The 24,802-nt window shown below is 70.2% G+C and carries 24 protein-coding genes and 2 pseudogenes; 20 read left to right on the forward strand and 6 right to left on the reverse strand.

From position 1 onward, the window contains the following. Positions 1-11 precede the first annotated feature (11 nt). The 15 genes from ACZ4E1_RS35715 to ACZ4E1_RS35785 all read left to right on the forward strand — a co-directional run bounded on the left by ACZ4E1_RS35715 (position 12) and on the right by ACZ4E1_RS35785 (position 13,459). Positions 12-659, forward strand: coding sequence for an L-threonylcarbamoyladenylate synthase (locus tag ACZ4E1_RS35715; protein ID WP_467547403.1), 648 nt, complete (start codon positions 12-14; stop codon positions 657-659). Further along, positions 656-1,327, forward strand: coding sequence for an arsenate reductase/protein-tyrosine-phosphatase family protein (locus ACZ4E1_RS35720; protein ID WP_467547404.1), 672 nt, complete (start codon positions 656-658; stop codon positions 1,325-1,327). The genes ACZ4E1_RS35715 and ACZ4E1_RS35720 overlap by 4 nt, the downstream gene beginning before the upstream one ends. A 141-nt stretch (positions 1,328-1,468) precedes the next feature. Beyond that, entirely contained in the window at positions 1,469-2,767 is a 1,299-nt protein-coding gene (locus ACZ4E1_RS35725) for a serine hydroxymethyltransferase (RefSeq protein WP_467547406.1), read from the forward strand. Positions 2,768-2,893: 126 nt separating this feature from the next. Beyond that, positions 2,894-4,219 (forward strand): MraY family glycosyltransferase, encoded by a 1,326-nt coding sequence (locus ACZ4E1_RS35730; protein WP_467547408.1) that lies wholly within the window; start codon positions 2,894-2,896, stop codon positions 4,217-4,219. 145 nt (positions 4,220-4,364) lie between these two features. Further along, positions 4,365-4,706: a hypothetical protein gene (locus ACZ4E1_RS35735; RefSeq protein ID WP_467547410.1), complete on the forward strand. Its 342-nt coding sequence runs from the start codon at positions 4,365-4,367 to the stop codon at positions 4,704-4,706. A 386-nt stretch (positions 4,707-5,092) separates the two neighbouring features. Continuing rightward, the gene (locus ACZ4E1_RS35740; RefSeq protein WP_467547411.1) at positions 5,093-5,530 is read left to right on the forward strand and encodes a hypothetical protein; all 438 of its coding nucleotides are present in this window, start codon (positions 5,093-5,095) and stop codon (positions 5,528-5,530) included. A gap of 225 nt (positions 5,531-5,755) precedes the next feature. Beyond that, positions 5,756-6,577, forward strand: coding sequence for a F0F1 ATP synthase subunit A (atpB, locus tag ACZ4E1_RS35745; RefSeq protein ID WP_467547413.1), 822 nt, complete (start codon positions 5,756-5,758; stop codon positions 6,575-6,577). 73 nt (positions 6,578-6,650) lie between these two features. Continuing rightward, a complete protein-coding gene (gene atpE / locus ACZ4E1_RS35750) occupies positions 6,651-6,875 on the forward strand; it encodes an ATP synthase F0 subunit C (RefSeq protein ID WP_018521144.1) in 225 nt (74 codons plus the stop codon). A 43-nt stretch (positions 6,876-6,918) separates the two neighbouring features. After that, a complete protein-coding gene (locus ACZ4E1_RS35755; RefSeq protein ID WP_467547415.1) occupies positions 6,919-7,464 on the forward strand; it encodes a F0F1 ATP synthase subunit B in 546 nt (181 codons plus the stop codon). Continuing rightward, a complete protein-coding gene (locus ACZ4E1_RS35760) occupies positions 7,461-8,282 on the forward strand; it encodes a F0F1 ATP synthase subunit delta (protein ID WP_467547417.1) in 822 nt (273 codons plus the stop codon). The genes ACZ4E1_RS35755 and ACZ4E1_RS35760 overlap by 4 nt, the downstream gene beginning before the upstream one ends. A 115-nt stretch (positions 8,283-8,397) precedes the next feature. Next, positions 8,398-9,993 carry a F0F1 ATP synthase subunit alpha gene (atpA, locus tag ACZ4E1_RS35765; RefSeq protein WP_467547419.1) on the forward strand — a complete coding sequence of 532 codons (1,596 nt, stop codon included), beginning with the start codon at positions 8,398-8,400 and terminating at the stop codon, positions 9,991-9,993. A 21-nt stretch (positions 9,994-10,014) separates the two neighbouring features. Beyond that, a complete protein-coding gene (locus ACZ4E1_RS35770; RefSeq protein WP_467547421.1) occupies positions 10,015-10,932 on the forward strand; it encodes a F0F1 ATP synthase subunit gamma in 918 nt (305 codons plus the stop codon). After that, on the forward strand, positions 10,932-12,368 hold the full coding sequence (gene atpD / locus ACZ4E1_RS35775; protein WP_467547423.1) for a F0F1 ATP synthase subunit beta: 1,437 nt from the start codon (positions 10,932-10,934) through the stop codon (positions 12,366-12,368). Before ACZ4E1_RS35770 ends, atpD begins: the two co-directional genes overlap by 1 nt. A 114-nt stretch (positions 12,369-12,482) precedes the next feature. Beyond that, positions 12,483-12,857: a F0F1 ATP synthase subunit epsilon gene (locus ACZ4E1_RS35780; protein WP_188336848.1), complete on the forward strand. Its 375-nt coding sequence runs from the start codon at positions 12,483-12,485 to the stop codon at positions 12,855-12,857. Positions 12,858-13,003: 146 nt separating this feature from the next. Then, positions 13,004-13,459 (forward strand): DUF2550 domain-containing protein, encoded by a 456-nt coding sequence (locus ACZ4E1_RS35785; protein ID WP_467547426.1) that lies wholly within the window; start codon positions 13,004-13,006, stop codon positions 13,457-13,459. A 255-nt stretch (positions 13,460-13,714) separates the two neighbouring features. Here ACZ4E1_RS35785 and ACZ4E1_RS35790 read toward each other — a convergent pair whose 3' ends face one another. The 3 genes from ACZ4E1_RS35790 to ACZ4E1_RS35800 form a co-directional block, all read right to left on the reverse strand. Next, entirely contained in the window at positions 13,715-15,601 is a 1,887-nt protein-coding gene (locus ACZ4E1_RS35790) for a glycosyl hydrolase family 18 protein (protein WP_467547428.1), read from the reverse strand. 204 nt (positions 15,602-15,805) lie between these two features. Then, positions 15,806-16,450: a response regulator gene (locus tag ACZ4E1_RS35795; RefSeq protein WP_467547522.1), complete on the reverse strand. Its 645-nt coding sequence runs from the start codon at positions 16,448-16,450 to the stop codon at positions 15,806-15,808. 5 nt (positions 16,451-16,455) lie between these two features. Beyond that, positions 16,456-17,646, reverse strand: coding sequence for a sensor histidine kinase (locus ACZ4E1_RS35800; protein WP_467547430.1), 1,191 nt, complete (start codon positions 17,644-17,646; stop codon positions 16,456-16,458). A 170-nt stretch (positions 17,647-17,816) separates the two neighbouring features. On the opposite strand from ACZ4E1_RS35800, the gene ACZ4E1_RS35805 reads away from it, so the two are divergent. Then, the gene (locus ACZ4E1_RS35805) at positions 17,817-18,368 is read left to right on the forward strand and encodes a hypothetical protein (RefSeq protein ID WP_467547432.1); all 552 of its coding nucleotides are present in this window, start codon (positions 17,817-17,819) and stop codon (positions 18,366-18,368) included. Here the strand turns inward: ACZ4E1_RS35805 and ACZ4E1_RS35810 are convergent. Further along, positions 18,365-18,937 carry a cob(I)yrinic acid a,c-diamide adenosyltransferase gene (locus ACZ4E1_RS35810; RefSeq protein ID WP_188336843.1) on the reverse strand — a complete coding sequence of 191 codons (573 nt, stop codon included), beginning with the start codon at positions 18,935-18,937 and terminating at the stop codon, positions 18,365-18,367. The genes ACZ4E1_RS35805 and ACZ4E1_RS35810 overlap by 4 nt on opposite strands. Before the next feature lie 13 nt (positions 18,938-18,950). Continuing rightward, a pseudogene (locus ACZ4E1_RS35815) lies at positions 18,951-19,205 on the reverse strand (ABC transporter permease); the annotation flags it as partial. Here ACZ4E1_RS35815 and ACZ4E1_RS35820 point away from each other — a divergent pair. From ACZ4E1_RS35820 to ACZ4E1_RS35835, 4 genes and pseudogenes are all read left to right on the forward strand, one after another. Beyond that, a pseudogene (locus ACZ4E1_RS35820) lies at positions 19,203-19,298 on the forward strand (TetR/AcrR family transcriptional regulator); the annotation flags it as partial. The pseudogenes ACZ4E1_RS35815 and ACZ4E1_RS35820 sit on opposite strands and share 3 nt — an antisense overlap. A gap of 191 nt (positions 19,299-19,489) precedes the next feature. Next, positions 19,490-20,341, forward strand: coding sequence for a 3-hydroxyacyl-CoA dehydrogenase family protein (locus ACZ4E1_RS35825; RefSeq protein WP_188336840.1), 852 nt, complete (start codon positions 19,490-19,492; stop codon positions 20,339-20,341). 165 nt (positions 20,342-20,506) lie between these two features. Continuing rightward, the gene (locus ACZ4E1_RS35830; protein ID WP_467547434.1) at positions 20,507-20,830 is read left to right on the forward strand and encodes an STAS domain-containing protein; all 324 of its coding nucleotides are present in this window, start codon (positions 20,507-20,509) and stop codon (positions 20,828-20,830) included. A 266-nt stretch (positions 20,831-21,096) separates the two neighbouring features. After that, positions 21,097-23,577, forward strand: coding sequence for an ATP-binding protein (locus ACZ4E1_RS35835; protein ID WP_467547436.1), 2,481 nt, complete (start codon positions 21,097-21,099; stop codon positions 23,575-23,577). Between the two features lie 528 nt (positions 23,578-24,105). Here the strand turns inward: ACZ4E1_RS35835 and nucS are convergent. After that, positions 24,106-24,777, reverse strand: a complete 672-nt coding sequence (gene nucS / locus ACZ4E1_RS35840; protein WP_188336837.1) for an endonuclease NucS — start codon at positions 24,775-24,777, stop codon at positions 24,106-24,108. Positions 24,778-24,802 lie beyond the last annotated feature (25 nt).

Here is a 24,802-nt window from a genome sequence, read left to right on the forward strand (position 1 = left end):
AGGCCCGCTAGATGGCACGGCGTTACGACACCAACGACGCGACGGACCGCGCCACCGGTCTGCGCGAAGCCGCGTCCGCCGTCCGCCGCGGCGAGCTGGTCGTGCTGCCCACCGACACCGTCTACGGCATCGGTGCCGACGCGTTCACGCCCGAGGCGGTCGGTGACCTCCTGGAGGCCAAGGGCCGCGGCCGCACCATGCCCACCCCGGTCCTGATCGGCTCGCCCAACACGCTGCACGGCCTCGTCACGGACTTCTCCGAGATGGCCTGGGAGCTCGTCGACGCGTTCTGGCCCGGCGCCCTCACGCTCGTCGCCAAGCACCAGCCGTCCCTGCAGTGGGACCTGGGCGAGACGCGGGGCACCGTCGCCGTGCGTATGCCGCTGCACCCGGTCGCCATCGAACTGCTCACCGAGGTCGGCCCCATGGCCGTTTCCTCCGCGAACCTGACGGGCCACCCGGCCCCCGAGAACTGCGACGCCGCCCAGGAGATGCTCGGCGACTCCGTCTCCGTGTACCTCGACGGCGGCCCCACCCCGGGCATCGTCCCGTCCTCCATCGTCGACGTCACCGGCAAGGTGCCGGTCCTGCTGCGCGAGGGCGCGCTGACCGCCGACGAGTTGCGCAAGGTGGTACCCGATCTCGAGGTGGCGAATTGACAGCCCCTGAGACGGGGCGTGGCATAGGCACCGGGTACGGGGAGCCGATCGTGCTCCCCGGCGACTGCTTCCGCATCCTCCACGTCAGCACCGGCAACGTGTGCCGCTCGCCGATCACCGAGCGGCTGACCCGGCACGCCCTCGCGGACCGGCTCGGCGACCCGCTGGCCGGCGGGCTGATCGTGGAGAGCGCGGGCACCTGGGGACATGAGGGCGCGCCCATGGAGGCCAACGCCGAGACGGTCCTCACCGACTTCGGCGCCGACCCGTCCGGCTTCGTCGGCCGCGAGCTCCTCGACGACCACGTCATCCGCGCCGACCTCGTCCTCACCGCGACCCGGGACCACCGCGCCCAGGTCATCTCCATGGGCCACAGCGCGGGCCTGCGCACCTTCACCCTGAAGGAGTTCACGCGCCTCGTGCAGGCCATAGACCCGGCGACCCTGCCCGACCCCCGGGACTTCCCCGCGGGCGGCGTGGTGGAGCGCGCACGGGCCCTGGTGCGTGCCGCGGCGGCTCTACGCGGGTGGCTTCTCGCGCCGAGCGTCGAGGCGGACGAGGTGTACGACCCGTACGGGGCACCCCTGCCGTTCTTCCGCTCGGTCGGCTCGGAGATCAGCGAGGCGCTCGACCCCGTCGTCAGCGCGCTCACCGGCGTCACGAAGTAGGCCGGTCAGCAGATCAAGCCCCTCCGGCGATCGAGGAGCGGGGTCCGGGGCGGAGCCCCGTGGCGGTGAGCCCAGGCGCCGAGAGGCACTCGGCCCTACATTGGTAGGCACCCCCTCCCCTCGCGAGGCCCGGAGCCGATGATGCCGGTGATCACAGACCCAGCCCCCCTGGCGGAACTGCTGCGCCAGGACCCTGAAATGGCCGAGGTCATCCTCGCCGAGGCCGAGCGCCAAGCGAACTCGCTCCAGCTGATCGCCGCCGAGAACTTCACCTCGCCCGCGGTCCTGGAGGCCCTCGGCTCCCCGCTGGCCAACAAGTACGCGGAGGGGTATCCCGGCGCCCGCCACCACGGCGGCTGCGAGCTCGTCGACATGGCCGAGCGGATCGCCGTGGAGCGCGCCAAGGCCCTGTTCGGCGCCGAGCACGTCAACGTCCAGGCGCACAGCGGCTCCTCCGCCGTCCTCGCCGCGTACGCCGTGCTGCTGCGCCCCGGCGACACCGTCCTCGCGATGGGGCTCCAGTCCGGCGGCCACCTCACCCACGGCTCCCCGGTGAACTTCTCGGGCCGCTGGTTCGACTTCGTGCCCTACGGGGTCGACCCGGAGAGCGGCCTGATCGACTACGACCGGGTGCACGCCATCGCCCGCGCGCACCGCCCCAAGGCGATCGTCTGTGGCTCGATCTCGTACCCCCGGCACATCGACTACGCGGCCTTCCGCGCCATCGCCGACGACGTGGGCGCCCACCTCATCGCCGACGCCGCGCACCCCATCGGACTCGTCGCCGGGGGAGCGGCGCCCAACCCGGTCCCGTACGCGGACATCGTCTGCGCCACCACGCACAAGGTGCTGCGCGGACCGCGTGGCGGGATGCTGCTGTGCGACGCGGAGCTCGCGGACCGGGTGGACCGCGCGGTGTTCCCGTTCACCCAGGGCGGCGCGCAGATGCACACGATCGCGGCGAAGGCCGTCGCGTTCGGGGAGGCGTCGACCCCGGCGTTCAGCGGGTACGCGCATCAGGTGGTGGCCAACGCGCGGGTGCTCGCGGGCGCGCTGGAGGCGGAGGGCTTCGCCGTCACCACCGGCGGCACCGACACGCATCTGGTCACCGTCGACGCGTCCCCGCTCGACGTCCCCGGACCGGTCGCCCGCGGCCGGCTCGCCTCCGCCGGTATGGTCCTCGACACCTGCGCGCTGCCCTACGGCGACGGGCGCGGCCTGCGCCTGGGCACCGCGGCCGTCACCACGCAGGGCATGGGCGAGGCGGAGATGGCCCGGATCGCGGTGCTCTTCGCCGGGGTCGTACGGGAGGATCTCGACCTGCGTGTGGCCCGTGAAGAGGTCCGTGACCTGGCCGGATCCTTTCCCCCGTATCCGGCGTCGTACCCGGCGCGAGACGGGGTAGGCGTCCCCGCGGGGCACCCGGAGGCGGGTGCCTGAGTGCCACGGTGGCGTCACAGGGACGTCACTCGTGCAACCATCGTCGCTACCCGGAAGTCCTCACCCCCAACCACGCGAAGCTAGGGTGTGGGGCTGAGATGGCCAGCGATATCTGTGGGGAAGCCCGTGCGTGAATACCTGCTGACGCTCTGCATCACGGCCGCGGTGACCTATCTGCTCACTGGCCCGGTGCGGAAGTTCGCGATCGTGGCCGGCGCCATGCCGGAGATCCGGGCACGTGACGTGCACCGGGAACCCACGCCGCGGCTCGGCGGTATCGCCATGTTCTTCGGACTGTGCGCGGGCCTGCTGGTCGCCGACCACCTCACCAACCTCGACCAGGTCTTCGACTCGTCGAACGAGCCGCGCGCGCTGCTCTCGGGCGCCGCGCTGATCTGGCTGATCGGTGTCCTCGACGACAAGTTCGAGATCGACGCCCTGATCAAGCTCGGCGGCCAGATGATCGCCGCCGGCGTCATGGTCATGCAGGGTCTGACGATCCTGTGGCTGCCGGTCCCGGGCGTCGGCACGGTCTCGCTGACCCAGTGGCAGGGCACGCTCCTCACGGTCGCCCTCGTCGTCATCACGATCAACGCGGTGAACTTCGTCGACGGCCTCGACGGCCTCGCCTCCGGCATGGTCTGCATCGCCGCCGCCGCGTTCTTCCTGTACGCGTACCGCATCTGGTACGGCTACGGGATCGAGGCGGCCGCCCCCGCGACGCTGTTCGCGGCGATCCTGATGGGCATGTGCCTCGGCTTCCTGCCGCACAACATGCATCCCGCGCGCATCTTCATGGGCGACTCCGGCTCGATGCTGATCGGTCTGGTCCTCGCGGCCGGCGCCATCTCCATGACGGGGCAGATCGACCCGGACGCGCTGCGCCTCAACCTCGGTGGCAGCACCCGGGACACGACCCACGCGATGCTCCCGGTCTTCATCCCGCTCGTGATGCCGTTGACCGTGATCGCGATCCCGTTCGCCGACCTGGTCCTCGCCATCGTGCGCCGCACCTGGAACGGCCAGTCGCCCTTCGCCGCCGACCGCGGCCACCTGCACCACCGGCTCCTGGAGATCGGCCACTCGCACTCCCGAGCGGTGCTGATCATGTACTTCTGGTCGGCGCTCATCGCCTTCGGCACGGTCGCGTACTCGGTGCACTCCGCGTCGGGGATGTGGGTGATGCTGACGATCGTCGCCCTGAGCTTCGTGGGCCTGGTCCTCCTCCTGCTGCCCCGCTTCACCCCCCGCGCCCCGCTCTGGGCCCAGCACCTGGTCCCACCCCGCTACCGCCGCAGGCCCCCGCAGCCGGCCTCCCAGGACCAGCCCGCGGCCACGCCTGCCACCCCTGAACCGGAGCCGACACCGATCCCCGCCGGCGTCAACGGAGCGACCGCGATCGGCGGGCGTTCTCGGTTCATGGACCGGCGCAAGGCGGAGTCGTCGCGCTGAACCCTGAGCGACCCGTTGCACACGAGGCGTGAGTGAATTCCTGGTCCCTGACGGACTCTCTGTGATAGCAATGTGCATGTCATTGGGGGAGTGCCGCCCCTGACCAGGGCGGTGCGTCCCACTCGTTCATGAGTGGAGGTATGACATGCGCAAATCTGTAGCGCTGGGAGTGGCTGTCGTGGCGTTCAGCGGTTCGCTGGCGTTCACGGGAGCGACTGCTGTGGCTGCACCTCAGGTGCAGGCCGTTCCGTCCGGAGAGGTCGGCGTCCTGGGCGCCGTGCCGGGCTGTGTGAAGGTCAAGAGGACCACGCAGGACGAGGGGTACAAGACCTACAAGGTCACGAACAAGTGCTCCGGCACGAAGAAGCTCAAGGGCCTCTTCAAGTACGGCTACGACTCCGCGTGCACACCGGTGAAGAAGAACAAGACGGCCCTGCTCTCGTCCATCCAGCCTTGGGTCGGGTGGGACAAGGTCGTGACCTGCTGACGCCGGCGCGCGCCGTGTGACGGCTTCTGAGCGGTAGTTGACGCCCCTGGGATCCCTTGTTCGGGTCCCGGGGGCGTCAACATGTCGGCAGGGCGCGTGTCAGGCATGCGTGGTCGGCATCGGTGAACCGCGGCGGTAAATTGCCCCAATACAGGAAAAATCGGCAACGCGCATGCACAGACGGGCGAGTTCCCCCTCATGTGTGACGGTTGGCACACCATCTAGGTAAAGACCGCATCAAATAGTTTGTGATACCGTTCACGAGAACCGGGGATAGCGCCGAAAGACCGTAGTGCGACGGTCCGTTGGCCCGAAGAACCCTCTCGACCCCGGACTACGCTCGTCCATGACGACACCTGCCCCCACCAGCAAGCGGAGCTGCCGCCATGCCGTCCAATGACGCACGGACTCTTGTCCACATCGCTGTGCCCACAGCTGCCGTCGGCGCTCTCGCCGTCGTGATCAGTGCCGTGGTCGCGGGTGGCAAGGGTGCGCTCGGTGCGGTCATCGGCGCGCTGCTGGTCATCGCTCTCATGGGCGTGGGGCTCGTGGTGCTCGAACGCACTGCCAAATCGCTTCCGCACCTGTTCCAGATGATGGGACTGATGCTGTACGCGGCGCAGTTGCTGCTCATGGTGGTCTTCATCGCACTGTTCAAGGACGCGACGTTCTTCAACCCGAAGGCGTTCGCAATCACGTTGGTGGTGGCCACGCTCACGTGGATCGCCGCGCAGACGCGCGCCCACATGAAGGCCAAGATCCTCTACGTCGACCCTGACGCGCACAAGGGTGACAAGCCCGAGAACTCGGGGTCGAAGTCGTGAACAGTAGGGGCGGGATAAAGGCGGGTTCCCGACCCTGCTATCGTCCGGTGCCAACTGCGGCATCGCGGGCGCGGGCATCCGAGCTGACGCCTGCACTAGCGCGAGGCTCGAAGCCCAACTGCCGCCCCCACATCCGTAACACCAGTCCCGTGCCGAACTGCGGCCCTGCGCCGCGCCGACACAACGAGGTTGCCGTACCTATGCGCCACGCTGAAGGAGCCCGCGGTGAGTGCTGACCCGACGCAGGTGCTCGCCTTCGAGACCGACTGCCACCTTTTTGACGGGTGTGGCTTTCCGGCTCCTGGCCTGCACTCGTTCATGTTCGAGCCCCTCTGGGGCGACGCGGACAGCAACTTGTACTTCAACAAGACGATGCTGCTGGCGCTGCTCGGCTCGGTCATCGTCGTCGGCTTCTTCTGGATGGCCTTCCGTAAGCCGAAGGTCGTCCCGGGCAAGCTCCAGATGGTTGCCGAGGCCGGCTACGACTTCGTGCGTCGCGGCATCGTCTACGAGACGATCGGCAAGCGCGAGGGCGAGAAGTACGTGCCCCTCGTCGTCTCGCTCTTCTTCTTCGTCTGGATGATGAACCTCTGGTCGATCATTCCGATCGCCCAGTTCCCGGTCACGTCGATCATTTCGTACCCCGCGGTCCTCGCTGGGATCGTGTACGTCACCTGGGTCTCGCTGACGTTCAAGCGGCACGGCTTCGTCGGCGCGTTCAAGAACTTCACCGGCTTCGACAAGTCGCTCGGTCCGGTCGCCTACCTGGCCGCCTTCATCGAGCTCTTCTCGAACCTCCTGGTCCGCCCGTTCACGCACGCGGTCCGACTGTTCGCGAACATGTTCGCCGGTCACACCCTGCTGCTGCTCTTCACGATCGCCAGCTGGTACATGCTGAACGGCATCGGCATCGCCTACTCCGGTGTCAGCTTCATCATGGTCATCGTGATGACCGCCTTCGAGCTGTTCATCCAGGCTGTCCAGGCGTACGTCTTCGTTCTGCTGACGTGCACCTTCATCCAGGGCGCGCTCGCCGAGCACCACTGATCAAGCCCTGCTCCACCCCTTAGTCGTCCGGTGGCCAACCCCCACCGGTCCGTAAAGAGAAGGAAGAACTGGCATGTCCCAGACCCTCGCTGCTGTCACCGGCGACCTCGGCTCCGTCGGTTACGGTCTCGCCGCCATCGGCCCCGGCGTCGGCGTCGGCATCATCTTCGGTAACGGTACCCAGGCTCTTGCTCGTCAGCCCGAGGCCGCCGGCCTGATCCGTGCCAACCAGATTCTCGGCTTCGCCTTCTGTGAGGCGCTCGCCCTCATCGGTCTGGTCATGCCGTTCGTCTACTAAGACGAGCTGGACGATCAAGCCTCATTAGACGAAAGGCACTGATGTGAACCCCCTGGTTCAGCTCGCAGCGGAGGGTGCGGAGAACCCGCTCGTTCCGCCGATCCCTGAGCTCGTGATCGGCTTTATCGCCTTCGTCATCGTCTTCGGCTTCCTCGCCAAGAAGCTCCTCCCGAACATCAACAAGGTTCTGGACGAGCGTCACGAGGCCATCGAAGGCGGTATCGAGAAGGCCGAGGCCGCTCAGACCGAGGCCCAGAGCGTGCTTGAGCAGTACAAGGCTCAGCTCGCCGAGGCTCGGCACGAGGCCGCGCGGCTGCGCCAGGAGGCGCAGGAGCAGGGCGCCGCTCTCATCGCCGAGATGCGTGCGGAAGGCCAGCGGCAGCGTGAGGAGATCATCGCCGCAGGTCACGCCCAGATCGACGCCGACCGCAAGGCCGCCGCTCAGTCGCTGCGTCAGGACGTGGGCCAGCTGGCCACCGACCTGGCCGGCAAGCTGGTCGGCGAGTCCCTCGAGGACCACGCCCGGCAGTCGCGCACGATCGACCGGTTCCTCGACGAGCTCGAGGAGAAGGCAGAGGCTGCTCGATGACGGCCCACGGAGCGAGCCGCGAGGCTCTCGCCGCCGCGCGTGAGCGCCTGGACGCGCTGACCGACTCCACGTCGGCCGACGCCAAGGCGCTGGCCGGCGACCTGGCCGCGGTGACCGCGCTGCTCGACCGCGAGGTGTCGCTGCGTCGGGTCCTCACCGACCCGGCGCAGGCCGGCGACGCCAAGGCCGAGCTGGCGACCCGCCTGCTCGGCGGCCAGGTCAGCGGCCCGGCCGTCGACCTGGTGGCCGGTCTGGTCCGCTCCCGTTGGTCGGCGTCCCGCGACCTCGTCGACTCCCTCGAGGAGCTGGCGGACATCGCGGACCTCACCGCGGCGCAGAAGCGCGGTGAGCTGGACGACGTCGAGGACGAGCTGTTCCGCTTCGGACGGATCGTCGCCTCCAACACCGAGCTGCGTGCCGCGCTGACCGACAAGGCCGCCTCGGCCTCGGCGCGTGGCGAGCTCGTGACGCGCCTCCTCGGCGGCCGGGCCATGCCCACCACCGAGCGTCTGGTCGAGCGTCTCGTGACCGCGCCGCGTGGACGTAGCCTGGAAGGGGGACTCGAGTCCCTCTCCAAGCTCGCCGCCGAGCGCCGGGAGCGCATGGTGGCGGTCGTCACCACCGCGGTCCCGCTGAGCGACCCGCAGAAGCAGCGCCTGGGTGCGACCCTGGCGAAGCTCTACGGCCGCCAGATGCACCTCAACCTGGACGTGGACCCCGAGGTCCTCGGCGGGATCAAGGTGCAGGTGGGCGACGAGATCATCAACGGCTCGATCGCGGACCGCATCGAGGAGGCCAGCCGCCGTATGGCCGGCTGACCACCTCACCACGTACTACCTACGGCCCTAGTTGGCCGTGCAGAGAATTCCTGGGGGCTGACCCCAGACCCCCCAAGAAGACTTTCGGGCCCAACAAGGAGAGCAGGGAACCCAGATGGCGGAGCTCACGATCCGGCCGGAGGAGATCCGGGACGCGCTGGAGAACTTTGTCCAGGCGTACAAGCCGGACGCGGCCTCGCGCGAGGAGGTCGGTACGGTCACCCTTGCCGGCGACGGTATCGCGAAGGTCGAGGGTCTGCCCTCGGCCATGGCCAACGAACTGCTGAAGTTCGAGGACGGCACCCTCGGCCTCGCGCTCAACCTGGAAGAGCGCGAGATCGGCGCCATCGTCCTCGGCGAGTTCAGCGGCATCGAGGAGGGTCAGCCGGTCTCCCGTACCGGTGAGGTCCTCTCCGTCGGCGTCGGCGAGGGCTACCTGGGTCGCGTCGTCGACCCGCTCGGCAACCCGATCGACGGCCTCGGCGAGATCGAGACCACCGGCCGCCGCGCCCTCGAGCTGCAGGCCCCCACGGTCATGCAGCGCAAGTCGGTGCACGAGCCGATGGAGACCGGCTACAAGGCCGTCGACGCGATGACCCCCGTCGGCCGTGGTCAGCGTCAGCTGATCATCGGTGACCGCCAGACCGGCAAGACCGCCCTGGCCGTCGACACGATCATCAACCAGCGCGACAACTGGCGCTCGGGCGACGTGAACAAGCAGGTCCGCTGCATCTACGTCGCCATCGGTCAGAAGGGCTCCACCATCGCCTCCGTGCGCGGTGCCCTCGAAGAGGCCGGCGCGCTGGAGTACACGACCATCGTCGCCGCCCCGGCGTCCGACCCGGCCGGCTTCAAGTACCTGGCGCCGTACACCGGTTCGGCCATCGGTCAGCAGTGGATGTACGAGGGCAAGCACGTCCTCATCATCTTCGACGACCTGTCGAAGCAGGCCGACGCCTACCGCGCCGTGTCCCTGCTGCTCCGCCGCCCGCCGGGGCGCGAGGCCTACCCCGGTGACGTCTTCTACCTGCACTCCCGTCTGCTCGAGCGCTGCGCGAAGCTCTCGGACGACATGGGCGCCGGTTCGATGACGGGTCTGCCGATCGTCGAGACGAAGGCCAACGACGTCTCCGCGTTCATCCCGACCAACGTCATCTCCATCACCGACGGCCAGTGCTTCCTGGAGTCGGACCTGTTCAACGCCGGTCAGCGCCCCGCGCTGAACGTCGGTATCTCCGTCTCCCGAGTCGGTGGTTCCGCGCAGCACAAGGCGATGAAGCAGGTCTCCGGCCGTCTGCGCGTGGACCTGGCCCAGTTCCGTGAGCTCGAGGCGTTCGCCGCCTTCGGTTCCGACCTGGACGCCGCGTCGAAGGCGCAGCTGGACCGCGGTCAGCGGATGGTCGAGCTGCTCAAGCAGGCTCAGTACCAGCCGATGCCGACCGAGGACCAGGTCGTCTCCGTCTGGGCCGGCACCACCGGCAAGATGGACGACGTGCCGGTCGCCGACATCCGCCGCTTCGAGAAGGAGCTCCTGGAGTACCTGCACCGCAAGGAGCAGGGCCTCATGACCTCCATCAAGGAGGGCGGCAAGATGTCGGACGACACGCTTCAGGCCGTCGGCGAGGCCATCGCGGACTTCAAGAAGCAGTTCGAGACCGCGGACGGCAAGCTGCTCGGCGAGGACGCTCCGGCCGTCAACGTCTCCAAGTGACGTAAGGAAGGGACCTGACTCATGGGAGCCCAGCTCCGGGTCTACAAGCGTCGCATCCGATCCGTCACCGCGACCAAGAAGATCACCAAGGCGATGGAGATGATCGCCGCCTCGCGCGTCGTCAAGGCGCAGCGCAAGGTGGCGGCCTCCACGCCGTACGCGACCGAGCTCACCCGCGCGGTCACGGCGGTGGGGACCGGGTCGAACACCAAGCACCCCCTGACCACGCAGGCCGACAAGGTCACGCGCTCCGCAGTCCTGCTGCTGACGAGTGACCGCGGTCTCGCCGGTGCGTTCAACTCCAACGCCATCAAGGCCGCGGAGCAGCTCACCGAGCGTCTGCAGGCAGAGGGCAAGCAGGTCGACTCGTACATCGTCGGTCGTCGCGGTGTCGCCCACTACAACTTCCGCGAGCGCAAGATCGCGGAGCAGTGGACGGGCTTCACGGACGAGCCGACGTACGCGGACGCCAAGACGGTCGCGGGCCCGCTGATCGAGGCCATCGAGAAGGACACGGCCGAGGGCGGCGTGGATGAACTCCACATCGTCTACACCGAGTTCGTCTCGATGATGACGCAGACGGCCATCGACGGCCGGCTGCTGCCGCTCAGCCTCGAAGAGGTGGCGGAGGAGTCGTCCGCGAAGGACGAGATCCTCCCGCTGTACGACTTCGAGCCGTCGGCGGAGGACGTCCTCGACGCCCTGCTGCCCCGGTACGTCGAGAGCCGTATCTACAACGCGCTGCTGCAGTCGGCTGCCTCCAAGCACGCCGCCACGCGTCGCGCGATGAAGTCGGCCACCGACAACGCGGGCGACCTCATCAACACGCTTTCCCGGCTGGCCTCCGCGGCCCGCCAGGCGGAGATCACCAACGAAATCAGCGAGATCGTCGGCGGCGCTGCCGCTCTGGCCGACGCGACCGCGGGGAGTGACAGGTAATGACGACGACAGTTGAGACGGCCGCTGCCACGGGCCGCGTCGCCCGGGTCATCGGCCCGGTCGTCGACGTGGAGTTCCCCGTCGACGCGATGCCGGACATCTACAACGCGCTGCACGTCGAGGTGGCCGACCCGGCCAAGGACGGCGAGAAGAAGACCCTGACGCTCGAGGTCGCCCAGCACCTCGGCGACGGCCTGGTCCGCGCGATCTCGATGCAGCCGACCGACGGCCTGGTCCGCCAGGCCCCGGTGACCGACACCGGTGCCTCCATCACGGTGCCCGTCGGTGACTTCACCAAGGGCAAGGTGTTCAACACCCTCGGCGAGGTGCTGAACGTCGACGAGCAGTACGAGGGCGAGCGCTGGGGCATCCACCGCAAGGCGCCGAACTTCGACGAGCTCGAGTCGAAGACCGAGATGTTCGAGACCGGCGTCAAGGTCATCGACCTTCTCACCCCGTACGTCAAGGGTGGAAAGATCGGTCTGTTCGGTGGTGCCGGCGTCGGCAAGACGGTGCTCATCCAGGAGATGATCTACCGCGTCGCCAACAACCACGACGGTGTCTCCGTGTTCGCCGGTGTCGGCGAGCGCACGCGTGAGGGCAACGACCTCATCGAGGAGATGGCGGACTCGGGCGTCATCGACAAGACCGCCCTTGTCTTCGGCCAGATGGACGAGCCCCCGGGCACCCGTCTGCGCGTGGCCCTCGCGGGTCTGACCATGGCGGAGTACTTCCGCGATGTGCAGAAGCAGGACGTGCTGTTCTTCATCGACAACATCTTCCGCTTCACGCAGGCCGGCTCCGAGGTCTCCACGCTGCTCGGCCGCATGCCGTCCGCCGTGGGTTACCAGCCGAACCTGGCCGACGAGATGGGTCTCCTCCAGGAGCGCATCACGTCGACCCGTGGTCACTCGATCACCTCGATGCAGGCGATCTACGTCCCCGCGGACGACCTGACCGACCCGGCCCCGGCCACCACGTTCGCCCACCTCGACGCGACGACGGTTCTCTCCCGTCCGATCTCCGAGAAGGGCATCTACCCGGCCGTGGACCCGCTGGACTCCACGTCCCGCATCCTGGACCCGCGCTACATCGCGGAGGACCACTACAACGCGGCCATGCGCGTCAAGACGGTCCTGCAGAAGTACAAGGACCTCCAGGACATCATCGCGATCCTCGGTATCGACGAGCTCGGCGAGGAGGACAAGCTCACTGTCCACCGCGCCCGTCGCGTGGAGCGCTTCCTGTCCCAGAACACCCACGTCGCCAAGCAGTTCACCGGCGTCGACGGGTCGGACGTCCCGCTGGACGAGTCGATCGCGGCCTTCAACGCGATCATCGACGGTGAGTACGACCACTTCCCGGAGCAGGCGTTCTTCATGTGCGGTGGCATTGAGGACCTCAAGGCCAACGCCAAGGAGCTCGGCGTCTCCTGAGCCCCGTGCTCTCTGGGAGGGCCGGGTGTGTCCCGGCCCTCCCGCAACGCCCACTAGACTTTGACCCAACACCCGGCAGCGAATGCCGCCGGGTGGTGACCCGAGGAGCCCACCTTGGCTGCTGAGCTGCACGTCGAGCTCGTCGCCGCGGACCGTAGTGTCTGGTCCGGCGAGGCCACCCTGGTCGTCGCACGCACCACGTCCGGCGACATCGGCGTCATGCCCGGTCACCAGCCGCTGCTCGGTGTGCTGGAGTCGGGCCCCGTGACGATCCGTACGAGCGACGGAGGGACGGTCGTGGCTGCGGTCCACGGCGGTTTCATCTCGTTCGCGGACAACAAGCTGTCGTTGCTGGCCGAGATCGCCGAGCTGTCGGACGAGATCGATGTCCAGCGTGCGGAGCGGGCGCTGGAGCGCGCGAAGTCGGACGCGGACGCGTCCGCCGAGCGGCGCGCCGATGTCCGACTGCGTGCGGTGGCGGTTCGCTGACCTCAGCGAGCCCCAGGACGTGCCTCAGCCGCGGCCCGGTCCGGAGTTGATCTCCGGACCAGGTCGCGGCTGAGGCGATATACAACCGTTTTTGCTGTTCCGTTATCAGGTGTTGGATCCGTCGCGAAGCGAGGAGGTCGGTACAGATGGTCCTCGTTGTCGCGTTGTGTGTGGTCGCGGTCGTCGTCCTCGTACTGCTGGGGCTGTTCGTCTTCGGGCTGCGGCGGCGGCTGATCCAGCGTTCGGGCGGCACGTTCGACTGCTCGCTGCGGTGGGACGCGCCGGCGCGCGACGCGGACGATGCCTCCGGCAAGGGCTGGGGTTACGGCATCGCCCGTTACAACGGGGACCGGGTCGAGTGGTTCCGCGTCTTCTCCTACGCGCCTCGGCCGCGGCGGGTTCTGGAGCGGGCCGCGATCGAGGTCACCGGGCGGCGTGCCCCCGAGGGCGAGGAGGAGCTCGCGCTCCTGTCCGACGCCATTGTTCTGGCCTGTACGCATCGCGGCGCTCGGCTTGAGCTGGCCATGAGCGAGGACGCGCTCACGGGTTTCCTCGCCTGGCTGGAGGCGGCGCCGCCCGGCCAGCGGGTGAACGTGGCCTGATCTTCGGCTTTCCGCCCGTTGGGGGCTGGTCGCGCAGTTCCCCGCGCCCCTGGAGATGCGCACTTCGTGCGCGATCTCCATCGGGGCGGTGCCCCGTCGGGGAAATGCGACGCGAAGCGTCTGCATTTCAGGGGCGCGGGGAACTGCGCGACCAGCCCCCACCGGCCCGCAGACCCGTGACGACGTGAAGAAGCCGAGCTGGTGGGGGGCGTTCCCACCGGCTCGGCTTCGGCTTTGTCGCGCGGAGCCCAAGGGCTAGTTCAGGCCGGAGGCGACCGCCGAGACGAGTTCGCCGTTGGCCGTGTCTCCCGAGAACTCCCAGAAGAACGCTCCGCGCAGGCCCTGCGCCTTGGCCCAGCTCATCTTGGAGCCGATCGTCGCGGGCGTGTCATAGGACCACCAGTCGGAGCCGCAGAAGGCGTACGCCGTCCCCGCCACCGTGCCGTTCGAGGGGCACTTGGTCTTGAGGACCTTGTAGTCCTCGATGCCCTGCTCGTATGTGCCGGCCGCCGGACCCGTCGCCGTGCCGCCCGGCTCCTTCTGCGTGACGCCGGTCCAGCCGCGCCCGTAGAAGCCGATGCCGAGCAGGAGCTTGGACGCCGGGACGCCCTGGGCCTTGAGCTTGGCGATGGCGTCCGCGGAGGTGAAGCCCTGCTGCGGGATGCCGGAGTACGAGGTGAGCGGGGAGTGCGGGGCGGTCGGGCCCTTGGCCTCCCAGGCGCCGAAGAAGTCGTAGGTCATGACGTTGTACCAGTCGAGGGACTGGCCGGCGCCCGCGTAGTCGGCCTTGTCGATCTTGCCGCCGGACGAGCCGTCGGCGGTGATCGCGGCGGTGACCAGGTTGTTCGCACCGAACTTGGAGCGCAGCGCCGAGGTCAGCTTCTTCAGGGCGTCCGGGCCCGAGGTGTCACAGGTCAGGCCGCAGGCGTTCGGGTACTCCCAGTCGATGTCGATGCCGTCGAAGACATCGGCCCAGCGCGGGTCCTCGACCAGGTTGTAGCAGGACTCGGCGAACGCGGCCGGGTTCTGCGCGGCCTCGCCGAAGCCGCCGGACCAGGTCCAGCCGCCGAAGGACCAGAGGATCTTCAGGTTGGGGTGCTTGGCCTTGAGCTGGCGCAGCTGGTTGAAGGCGCCGCGCAGCGGCTGGTCCCAGGTGTCGGCCGTGCCGGAGACGGAGTTGGCGGCGGTGTACGCCATGTCCGTGTCGGCGTAGGCGTCGCCCATGGTGCACTTGCCGCCCTGGACGTTGCCGAAGGCGTAGTTGATGTGCGTGACCTTGGCGGCCGAGCCGGAGGTCTCCAGGTTCTTCGGGTAGTACTGGCGGCCGTAGACGCCCCAGTCGGTGAAGTAGCCCATCTTGACGGCGTCACCGGTGCCGGGGCCCGGGTCGGTGCCGCCTCCGCCGGTGGTGTGCACCTTGACGGCGCCGGAGACCGGGCCGGTCTGGTCGGCGGTGTCGCGGGCCTGGACCGTGTACGAGTAGTCGGTGCCGGCGGTGAGGCCGGAGTCCGTGTACGTGGTCCCGGTGACGGTGGCGACCTTGGCGCCGCCGCGCAGGACGTCGTAGTTCTTGACGCCCTTGTCGTCGGTGGCGGCGGACCAGGAGAGCTTCACCGAGGTGTCGGTGATGCCGGAGGCGGTCGGGGTGCCGGGGGCGGTGGGGGCTGTGTCGCCGGGGACGTCGCCGCCGTCGCAGGAGCCGCCGTTGAGCTTGCAGCCGGTGGGGGCGCCGGAGCCGGTGCCGTTGAACCCGAAGGAGACCGAGGCGCCGGGGGCGAGCGTCCCGTTCCAGGAGAGGTTCTTCGCGGTCCAGTGGTCCGCGGAGTTGGTGACGGTGGCGTCCCAGGCCGAGGTGACCTTGGTGCCGGAGGGGTAGTCCCATTCGACGGTCCAGGAACTGACCGTCGTGCTGCCGGAGTTCTTGATCGTCCACTTGCCTTCGAAGCCGCTGCCCCAGTCCTGGGTCTTGGCGAAGGTGGCGGTGACGGCGGAGGCCTCGGCGGCGGCGTGGGAGGGGGTTGCGAGGCCGACGAGGGCCGCGGCGGGGAGGACGAGGGTGGCCAGCGCGGCGGTGGTTCTGTGCCGCAGTCGCCGCCTGGGAACGGGACTCGGGACGGGTCTGGGTACGTCGGTCGAGCGCATCGCATGCTCCTCGGGTGTTCCGGGGTTCGTGATGGGGGTGGAACCCTGCGACGCCCATGAGCACCGGGGGTGGGGGAACGCGCCCTGCCGTGCTCACCGCAGTGCCGCGAGAATAGAAAGGTCTGGACCAGCGGTCAAGGTCTAAACCAATTACGGATTCCGGCCAACCTGCTCGGGCAAGGCGTCCGTTGACCCCGGATCGGCCTACAGGCCCAACTCCTGCGCCAGCACCGCCGCCTGGACCCGGCTGCGCAGGCCGAGCTTGCCGAGGAGGCGGCTGACGTGGGTCTTCACCGTCGCCTCCGCCATGTCGAGCCGCGCCGCGATCCCCGCGTTCGACAGGCCCTCGCCCAGGCAGGACAGGACCTCCCGTTCCCGCCTTGTGAGGTCCGCCAACTCCGGGGGAGCGGCGGGCCGTTCGGCCCCGGCCCCGGTCGCCGCGAACTCGGCGATCAGCCGGCGCGTCACCGCCGGCGCGATCGTCCCCTCCCCGCGGGCCACCGTCCGCACCGCCTCGATCAGGTCCTTCGCCTCCGTGTTCTTCAGCAGGAACCCGGCCGCGCCCGCGCGCAGCGCCCCGAACACGTACGCGTCCAGGTCGAAGGTGGTCAGCACCAGCACGTCCGCGAGGCCCTCGGCGACCACCGCGCGGGTGGCCGAAACCCCGTCCAGGCGCGGCATCTGCACGTCCATCAGGACCAGATCCGGCCGCAGTTCCCGGGCCAGCGCCACCGCCCGCTCGCCGTCCTCGGCCTCGCCGACGACCTCGATGTCGGGCGCGCTGTTGAGGATGAGGACGAGTCCGGCCCGTACGGCGGACTGGTCCTCGGCGACGAGTACGCGGGTCACGCGGGTCACGCGGGGTCTCCTTCGAGGGGTGCGGGGCGGGTCAGGGGCAGCACCGCGCGGACCCGCCAGACCTGGCCGGCGGCGGAGTCCTCGGGGCCTGCCGTGAAACTGCCGTCGAGCAGTGCGGCGCGCTCGCGCATGCCGACGAGTCCGGCCCCGGAACCGGGTGCGCGCGGCCCGTCCCGGTCCCCGTACGGGCTGGTGACCCGCACCTCGACGTGCTTGCCGGTGCGGTCGACCTCGACGGTGACGGGGCCGGGGGAGGCGTGCTTGAGGGCGTTGGTGAGGGACTCCTGGACGATGCGGTACGCGGCCAGTTCCACCGGGGCCGGCAGTCCGTCCACGGAGCCGGTCACCGCGGACTCGGCGTCGAGGCCGTTGGCGCGGGCCTGGTCGACGAGCGCGGACAGGCCGTCCAGGGTGGGCGCGGCGACCGGCTCGCTGTCGCCGCCCGCGTCCCGCAGGATGCCGATGAGGCGGCGCATCTCGGCCAGGCCGTCCACGCTGTTCTCCCGGATCGTCTCCAGGGCGCCGCGCGTGGTCGCCGGGTCGTCGAGGGACAGCGCGGCCGTCGAATGGATCGCGATGGCCGACAGATGGTTGGCCACCATGTCGTGCAGCTCGCGGGCCATCCGGGCGCGCTCGGCCGTGACCGCCTGCGCCCGGTCCACCTCGGCGAGCAGCGCGGTCTGCTCCGCCCGCAGCCGCTCGTCGGCGGCCCGGTCCCGGTGGCCGCGCACCAGCAGCCCGGTGGCCGCGGGTCCGAACGCGACCAGCGCCGTCGCGACCCCGACCAGGACCGCCTCCGGCTGCCGCCACCAGGCCAGGAAGCCCAGCGTCGCCCCGACCGTCAGCAGACCCGTCACCACCGGGAGGCGGCGCGCCATGGCCGGCGGCCCGTACAGGGCGCCCGCGTACATCAGGTCCGTGAACATCAGCACCGTCGCCAGGCTGCCCCGCGTGAACTGGTCCGCGACCAGCGCGACCGTCCCCAGGAGCACAGCCGTGCGCGGTCGCGTCCGGCGCAGCAGCTCCAGGCCCGACATCGCGACGAGCGGCACGAGCAGCCACGCGCCGTCGAGGACCCGCCCGGGGTTCATCGCGAGCCCGAGCCCCCACAGCACGAGCCCGCCGAGCAGCCCGCCGACCGCGATCCGTACGTCGTCGCGGTGCGGGCGGGGAAGCGCGAGAGGCATGCCCCCATCCAACACGCAGGGCGCGGTCCGGGCATGGTGCCGCGGAACGAAGCCGGGCGCGCCCCGGCTACATCGAAGGATGCAGTCGCGATTCGTCACCGGCGACGACGAAAGGGCGGCACCGGGCACGGAACCTGGAAGGGAGCCTGCACCGGAAAGGGGCATCCACCGTGGTCGCCGTACTGATCGTCATCTGCGAGGTCGCCTTCTGGGTGCTGCTCGCCGCCGGTCTCGCCCTGCGCTACTGGGCGAAGATGCCGCGCGCGAGCGTCGCCGTCCTGCTGTGCGAACCGCTGCTCGAAGTGCTGCTCTTCGTCGTCACCGTCATCGACCTGAAGAACGGCGCCGCACCCGACTGGAAGCACGGCCTGGCCGCCGCTTACATCGGCTACTCGATCGCGCTCGGTCACCACACGATCCAGTGGGTGGACGTCCGCGTCGCCCACCGTTTCGCGGGCGGCCCGCCCCCGAGCACCCCGAAGTACGGTGCGGCGCGGGCCGTCCACGAGTGGAAGATCGCCGGCCTGTGGACGCTGGCCTCGCTCATCGCGATGGGCCTGCTCCAGGGCGCCGTCTGGTACGTCGGCGGCGACGGCGACGTGAGCTCCCTGCGGGCCTGGCAGCAGAAGATGCTCGTCGTCATCGCCCTCAACGTGATCATCGCGGTCAGCTACACCCTGTTCCCGAAGAAGGCCCCCGCGGCGTCTGTGACCAAGGGCTAGCGCTCGCCGCCCGGCACCCACAGCACGTCCCCGACCTCCTGGTTCGCCGTGCGGGCGAGGATGAACAGGAGGTCGGAGAGGCGGTTGAGGTAGGTGGCGGTCAGCGGGTTCATCGTCTCGCCGTGCACCTCCATCGCCGCCCAGGTGGACCGCTCGGCCCGGCGCACGACGGTGCAGGCCTGGTGGAGCAGGGCCGCGCCCGCGGTGCCGCCGGGCAGGATGAACGAGCGCAGCTTCTCCAGCCGCTCGTTGAAGCGGTCGCAGTCCGCCTCCAGCTTGTCCACGTAGAACTGCTCGACCCGCAGCGGCGGGTACTCCGGGTTCTCCACGACCGGCGTCGACAGGTCGGCGCCCACGTCGAACAGGTCGTTCTGCACGCGCGTCAGCACCGCGACGACCTCCTCGTCGAGGCCGCCGAGGGCGATCGCCGTACCGATCACGGCATTCGCCTCGTTGGCGTCCGCGTACGCCGAGATCCGCAGATCGGTCTTGGCGGTGCGGCTCATGTCGCCGAGGGCGGTGGTGCCCTGGTCGCCGGTCCGGGTGTAGATGCGCGTCAGATTGACCATGCCGCCAGGGTAGTTATGCTCCGGCCCGCCGGAAGACACGTGTGCCCACCGTCACGGCGAGTCCGGCACATCCGAGCGCGACCAGCGTCCCGGACAGCATGTGCGCCGTCGCGTACGAGCCCACGTACGCGTCCCGCATCGCGTCCACGAGATAGCGCAGCGGCATCACGTGCGACAGGACGTCCAGCCAGCCCGGCGCGAGCGCCATCGGCAGCATCAGCCCGGACAGCAGCATCGACGGCATGCTCACCGCGTTGACGACCGGCCCGGCGAGGTCTCCCGCGAGATGCTCGACGTCCTCGACGACATCGAGGACCTGTTGAGCGACAAGGTGCTCAACTACGCCGTACGCGGCGCGTGATGGGCGCCGGGTCGCGCCGATGCGCCGTACCGGTGTGATGTCCGTCATTCGAGACGTGACGCGCATCTCTTAGCGGTCACACGGCCCCTCACGGACGCTAAGGTCCGCAAAAGAGCAATGTGAACAGTGGTTGAGCGGTATGCGCCGACGCGCTCGGCGGTACGGCGCTTTCGCGGTTAGGGGAGTCGCACGTGGCAGGGAAGCTCGCCGTCATCGGCGCCGGTCTCATGGGATCCGGCATCGCCCAGGTATCGGCCCAGGCGGGCTGGGACGTCGTCCTGCGCGACGTCACCGACGAGGCCCTCGCCCGGGGCACCGGCGGCATCAAGGCGTCGTACGACAAGTTCGTGAGCAAGGGCAAGCTGAGCGCCGAGGACGCCGAGGCGGCGCTCGGGCGCATCACCACGACGACGGATCTGGACGCCGCCGCCGACGCCGACATCGTCGTCGAGGCCGTCTTCGAGAAGCTCGAGGTCAAGCACGACATCTTCCGTACGCTCGACAAGATCGTGCGGGACGACGCCGTGCTCGCGTCCAACACCTCCGCCATCCCGATCACCAAGATCGCGGCGGTCACCGAGCACCCCGAGCGGGTCGTCGGCGCGCACTTCTTCTCGCCCGTCCCGATGATGCAGCTGTGTGAGCTGGTGCGCGGCTACAAGACGAGTGACGAAACGCTCGCGAAGACCCGCGAGTTCGCCGAGTCCGTCGGCAAGACCTGCATCGTCGTCAACCGCGACGTGGCCGGTTTCGTGACGACCCGTCTCATCTCCGCCCTCGTCGTCGAGGCCGCGAAGCTGTACGAATCGGGCGTCGCCACCGCCGAGGACATCGACATCGCCTGCAAGCTCGGCTTCGGGCACGCGATGGGCCCGCTCGCCACCGCCGACCTCACGGGCGTCGACATCCTGCTGCACGCCACCGAGAACATCTACACGGAGTCCCAGGACGAGAAGTTCGCGCCGCCGGAGCTGATGCGCCGGATGGTGGACGCGGGTGACATCGGCCGCAAGAGCGGGCAGGGCTTCTACAAGCACGGCTGAACGCACGATCGAACGCGGGCCTGACGCGAAGTCACCCCTCGGGGTGATTTCGGTATCGGTTCGCTTACGGACGGCAACTTCTGGCGCCTCGCGCCAGTCAGTTGCAGTGACATACCCAGATCACCTGGATCACACGGACACCTCTCGTACTCAGGGGGAGCGCATATGCACATCAGGGGCGACCACGCCGAGCTGGTCGTCGGGGGGCGCCTCGACGTCCGCAGCGCGGCGGACGCCCGTACGGTCCTGCACACCGCCGTCGACGACGGCATCGGTGATCTGGTGCTCGACCTGTCCGGTCTGGACTCGTGGGACGCGACCGGTCTCGGCGTCATCATGGGCGCCCACCGGCGCGCCGGCCGCTGCGGCCGGCGCCTCGTCCTGCGGGGCGTGCCGACGCAGATGCAGCGCCTGCTGGTCGCGACGCGACTGCACCGGATCCTCGCCATCGAGGGCGGCATCGGCGTGGAGTCGCTGCCGCGCGTCTGAACTCCCGACGGCGAACGAGCGGCCCAGGGCCCCGGGGCCCACGGATGAATCGTTCATTCCAGTGGGAAGCGCGCACAATCCTCACGAGACTGTGATGTCTCGGGCGCCGCGGCACCCCGCGTGTTCGTAGATACTGTGCCAAGGTCTAGGGTTCGGTCGCCCGCGGTACGAACACCCGCCGCGCGGGCACCGGACCAGAAGCGACAGCGCAGTGTGCACAGGCCGGGAGGGGCAGCGGCACACCACGCTTTTGGGGGGCTTTGACCATGGACCCGATGAACCGGGGACCGGAAGATTTCGGCCAGGACCGGCACGGGGGCGACACACCCGGCCGCGGGGGCCGCTCGCGACCGCCGCGCGACCCGGTCGCACCCGACTTCGGCCAGCCCGCGCCCGCGCTCGCCCGCACGGTGCAGCTGGTCTCCGGGGACTTCCTGCTGACCGTCAACCCCGTCGACGGCAGCGAGATCGAACCCTGCCCGCCCGGCGAACGCCCGGGCCGGCCCGCCAAGCGCGCCGCCGCCGAGCGCGCCGAGCTGACGCGCGCGGCCCGCCCGCCGCTGCCGCCGGGCCCCGCGCTGCCCCGGCTCCCGCTCCTGGAGCGCCAGGAGGTCCGCGAGCGCCTCGTCCGGCTGCTCGCCCGCGGCCGCTCCGTACGCCTGACCGGACCCTCCGGCTCCGGCCGCACCGCGCTGCTCGACCAGCTCGCCGACGACTGCGTCGACCTCGCGCCCGACGGCGTCATCCGGCTCTCCGGCCACCGCCGCTCCGCCGGCGACCTCCTCCATGACCTCTTCCGCGCTGTCTACGACGCCCCGCTGCACCGCCCCGACCGCGCGCTCCTGCACGAACTCGTCCGCGGCATAGGCGCCGTCGTCCTCCTGGACGACCTCGAGTTCGGCGGCGCCGCGCTCGACGAGCTCCTCGACGCCACGCCCGAGTGCGCCTTCCTGCTCGCCGCCACGCCCGACGTCGCGGCCCCGTCCGCCGACGCCCCCGTCGAGGAGGTCCTCCTCGAAGGCCTGGGCCGCGCCGGCAGCCTGGAGCTCCTGGAGCGCGCCGTCGGCCGCGTGCTCACCGACGACGAGACCCAGTGGGCCGGCGACCTGTGGTTCGAGTCCGAGGGACTCCCGCTGCGCTTCGCCCAGGCCGGAGCCCTGCTCCGCCAGCGCGACCGACTGCGCACCGCATCGAGCGCCTTCGACGACCTCAGCGTCTTCGACGGCCCCGCCGCGCCCGGTGACGCGGCGCCGGACGCGCCCGTCGACGGCGCGGGCGGATCCGACGTGCCGCTGCCCTCGCTCGCCGAGGGCGCCGCGCCCGCCGCGCTGCTCGCCTCCCGGCTGAGCGCCTCGGCCCGCGACACCCTCCGCTTCGCCGTCCTGCTCGGCGGCGAGATCCCGCACCAGGCGCACCTGCCCGCGCTCGTCGGCGACACGCACGCCGACGCCGCCCTCGCCGAGCTCGTCTCCAGCGCGCTCGTCACCTCCGTCGGCGGCCACTACCGGCTCGCGTCCGGCGTCCGCACCCAGCTGGAGGGCGTGGGTTACGGCGACGACAGCGCCGAGCGCGCCCGCACCGCCGCCCTGCACTACGCCTGGTGGGCCGGTCACCCCTCCGTCGGGCCCGAGCGGGTCGCCGCCGAGAGCGACGCTGTCCTGGCCGCGCTCGGCGCCCTGCTGCCCCACACGGCCCCGCCCGCCGAGGGCGAGACCAGCCCGGCCGTGGAGCTGGCCCGCGCCGCCGCGCCCGCGTTCGCCGCCGGGCTCGCCTGGAGTGCCTGGGAGCGCGCCCTGCGTGCCGGTCAGGAGGCGACCCGGCTGGCCGGGGACATCCCCGAAGAGGCCTACTTCCACCACGAGTTGGGCATCCTCGCGCTGCTCGGCGGCCAGCTCGACCGGGCCCGCGCCGAGCTGGAGGCCTCCATCGCGCTGCGCGGTGCCCTCGCCGACAAGCGCGGCACCATAGCGGGCCGGCGCGCGCTGGCCCTCGTCGCGGACCGCTCCGGCGAGGTGCTTCCCGGGGGGCGCACCGCCGCGGGCGAGGAGGTCCCCGACGCGATGCGCGAGGAGTCCGCCTCGCCGCCCGGCGGCATCCCCGCGGCCTCCGCCCTCTACGCCGCCCCGCCGCCGCGCGAGCCGGAGACGCTGGTGTCCCGGCAGGCCGCCGTGCCGCCCGCGCCCGTCGTCGACGGTGGGCGGGCGCCCGCCCGCAAGTCCATCGTCAGCGGCACCCGGCGCAACCTCGTCGCGGCCGGCGCCGGAGCGCTGCTCGTCGCCGTGCTCGGCACCGTCGTCACGCTCGGCGCCACGTCCAGCAACGAGCCGCCCTCCGACAGTGTCGGCACCCGCCCGACGGCCTCCGTGGACGACGGCGAGGACGGGTCCGTCACGGATCCGGTGGATCCCGCCGCCACCGGGGACGGGTCTTCGGCGCGTCCCGACGCCACCGGCGCCTCCGGCTCGCCCACGCCCTCGGACTCGGCCAGTGGATCGCCCTCCGGGGAGCCGAGCGAGTCCGCGTCGTCGGACGCCCCCTCTTCGTCACCCACGAAGTCCCCGACGAAGAAGCCCACCACCAAGCCGCCGACGACCACGAGGCCGCCGACGACCAAGCCCCCCACGTCCTCGGCTCCGCCGACCACTCCGCCGCCCTCGTCCTCACCGCCGGCGACAGAGACCGGCGCCCCACCGGAGTCCGAATCGGCCCCCGGCGCTTCTGACTCCGGCTCGGCGGAGGCTTCGTAGGGGGGGGCGGGGTCGTATAGGGGTGCCACTCCGCCGTGTGGGCGCGGCTAGCCACGGGCGCGTCGGCGCCCTCGACTCTGCCGACCGCTGCCCCGCCCTCGCCCGGCGCGGTCGCTCCCGGCGCCTCTGACTCCGGTTCGGGGGAGGCTTCCTAGGCGGGCGGGGGCGTATCGAGGTGCGGCTCCGCCGTGTGGGCGCGGTCGGCCGCAGATGCGTCGGTGTTCTCAGCTCCGCTGACGCGCCTTCGTCCGGCGCCGTCCCTCCAGGCGCCTTCGGCTCCGGCTCGACGGAGGGGGCGAGGCCGTATCGGGGTGCGGCTCCGCCGCGTGCGCGCGGCCAGCCGCAGGCGCGTCGGTGTCCTCGGCTCCGCCGGCTCCTGAGCCGCCCTCGCCCGGCCCCGGCGACTCCGACTCCGGCTCTGCGGAAACCCCGTAGCGGGGGCTGTCGGCCATGACAAAAGCCGCAGACGCCTCCGCTCGGTACGTGAGCGGAAGCGCCTGCGGCGTTTGTCGTGCGTGTGGGGGGGGCTCAGAAGAGACGGAGCTTGTCGTCCTCGATGCCGCGCAGGGCGTTGTAGTCGAGGACGGCGCAGCCGATGCCGCGGTCGGTCGCGAGGACACGGGCCTGCGGCTTGATCTCCTGGGCGGCGAAGATGCCGCGGACGGGCGCCAGGTGCGGGTCCCGGTTCAAGAGCTCCAGGTAGCGCGTGAGTTGCTCGACGCCGTCGATCTCACCACGCCGCTTGATCTCGACCGCCACGGTCTGCCCGTCGGCGTCCCGGCAGAGGATGTCGACCGGCCCGATCGCCGTCATGTACTCGCGCCGGATCAGCGAGTAGCCCTCGCCGAGCGTCTCGATACGGTCGGCGAGCAGCTCCTGGAGATGCGCTTCCACGCCGTCCTTGATGAGACCCGGGTCCACACCCAGCTCGTGCGAGGAGTCGTGGAGGATCTCCTCCATCGTGATGATCAGTTTCTCGCCCGCTTTGTTGATGACGGTCCACGTGCCCTCGTCGTCGCCGCTGCCCTCCTTCAGGGTGCACGGCGGGGACATCCAGTTGAGGGGCTTGTAGGCCCGGTCGTCCGCGTGGATGGAGACACTGCCGTCCGCCTTCACGAGGATCAGGCGGGGTGCCGACGGGAGATGGGCGGTGAGCCGGCCCGCGTAGTCCACGGAGCAGCGGGCGATGACAAGACGCATGGTCGGCAACGCTACTCGACCCGGA

It is taken from the genome of Streptomyces sp. NPDC025806, from assembly GCF_055558275.1.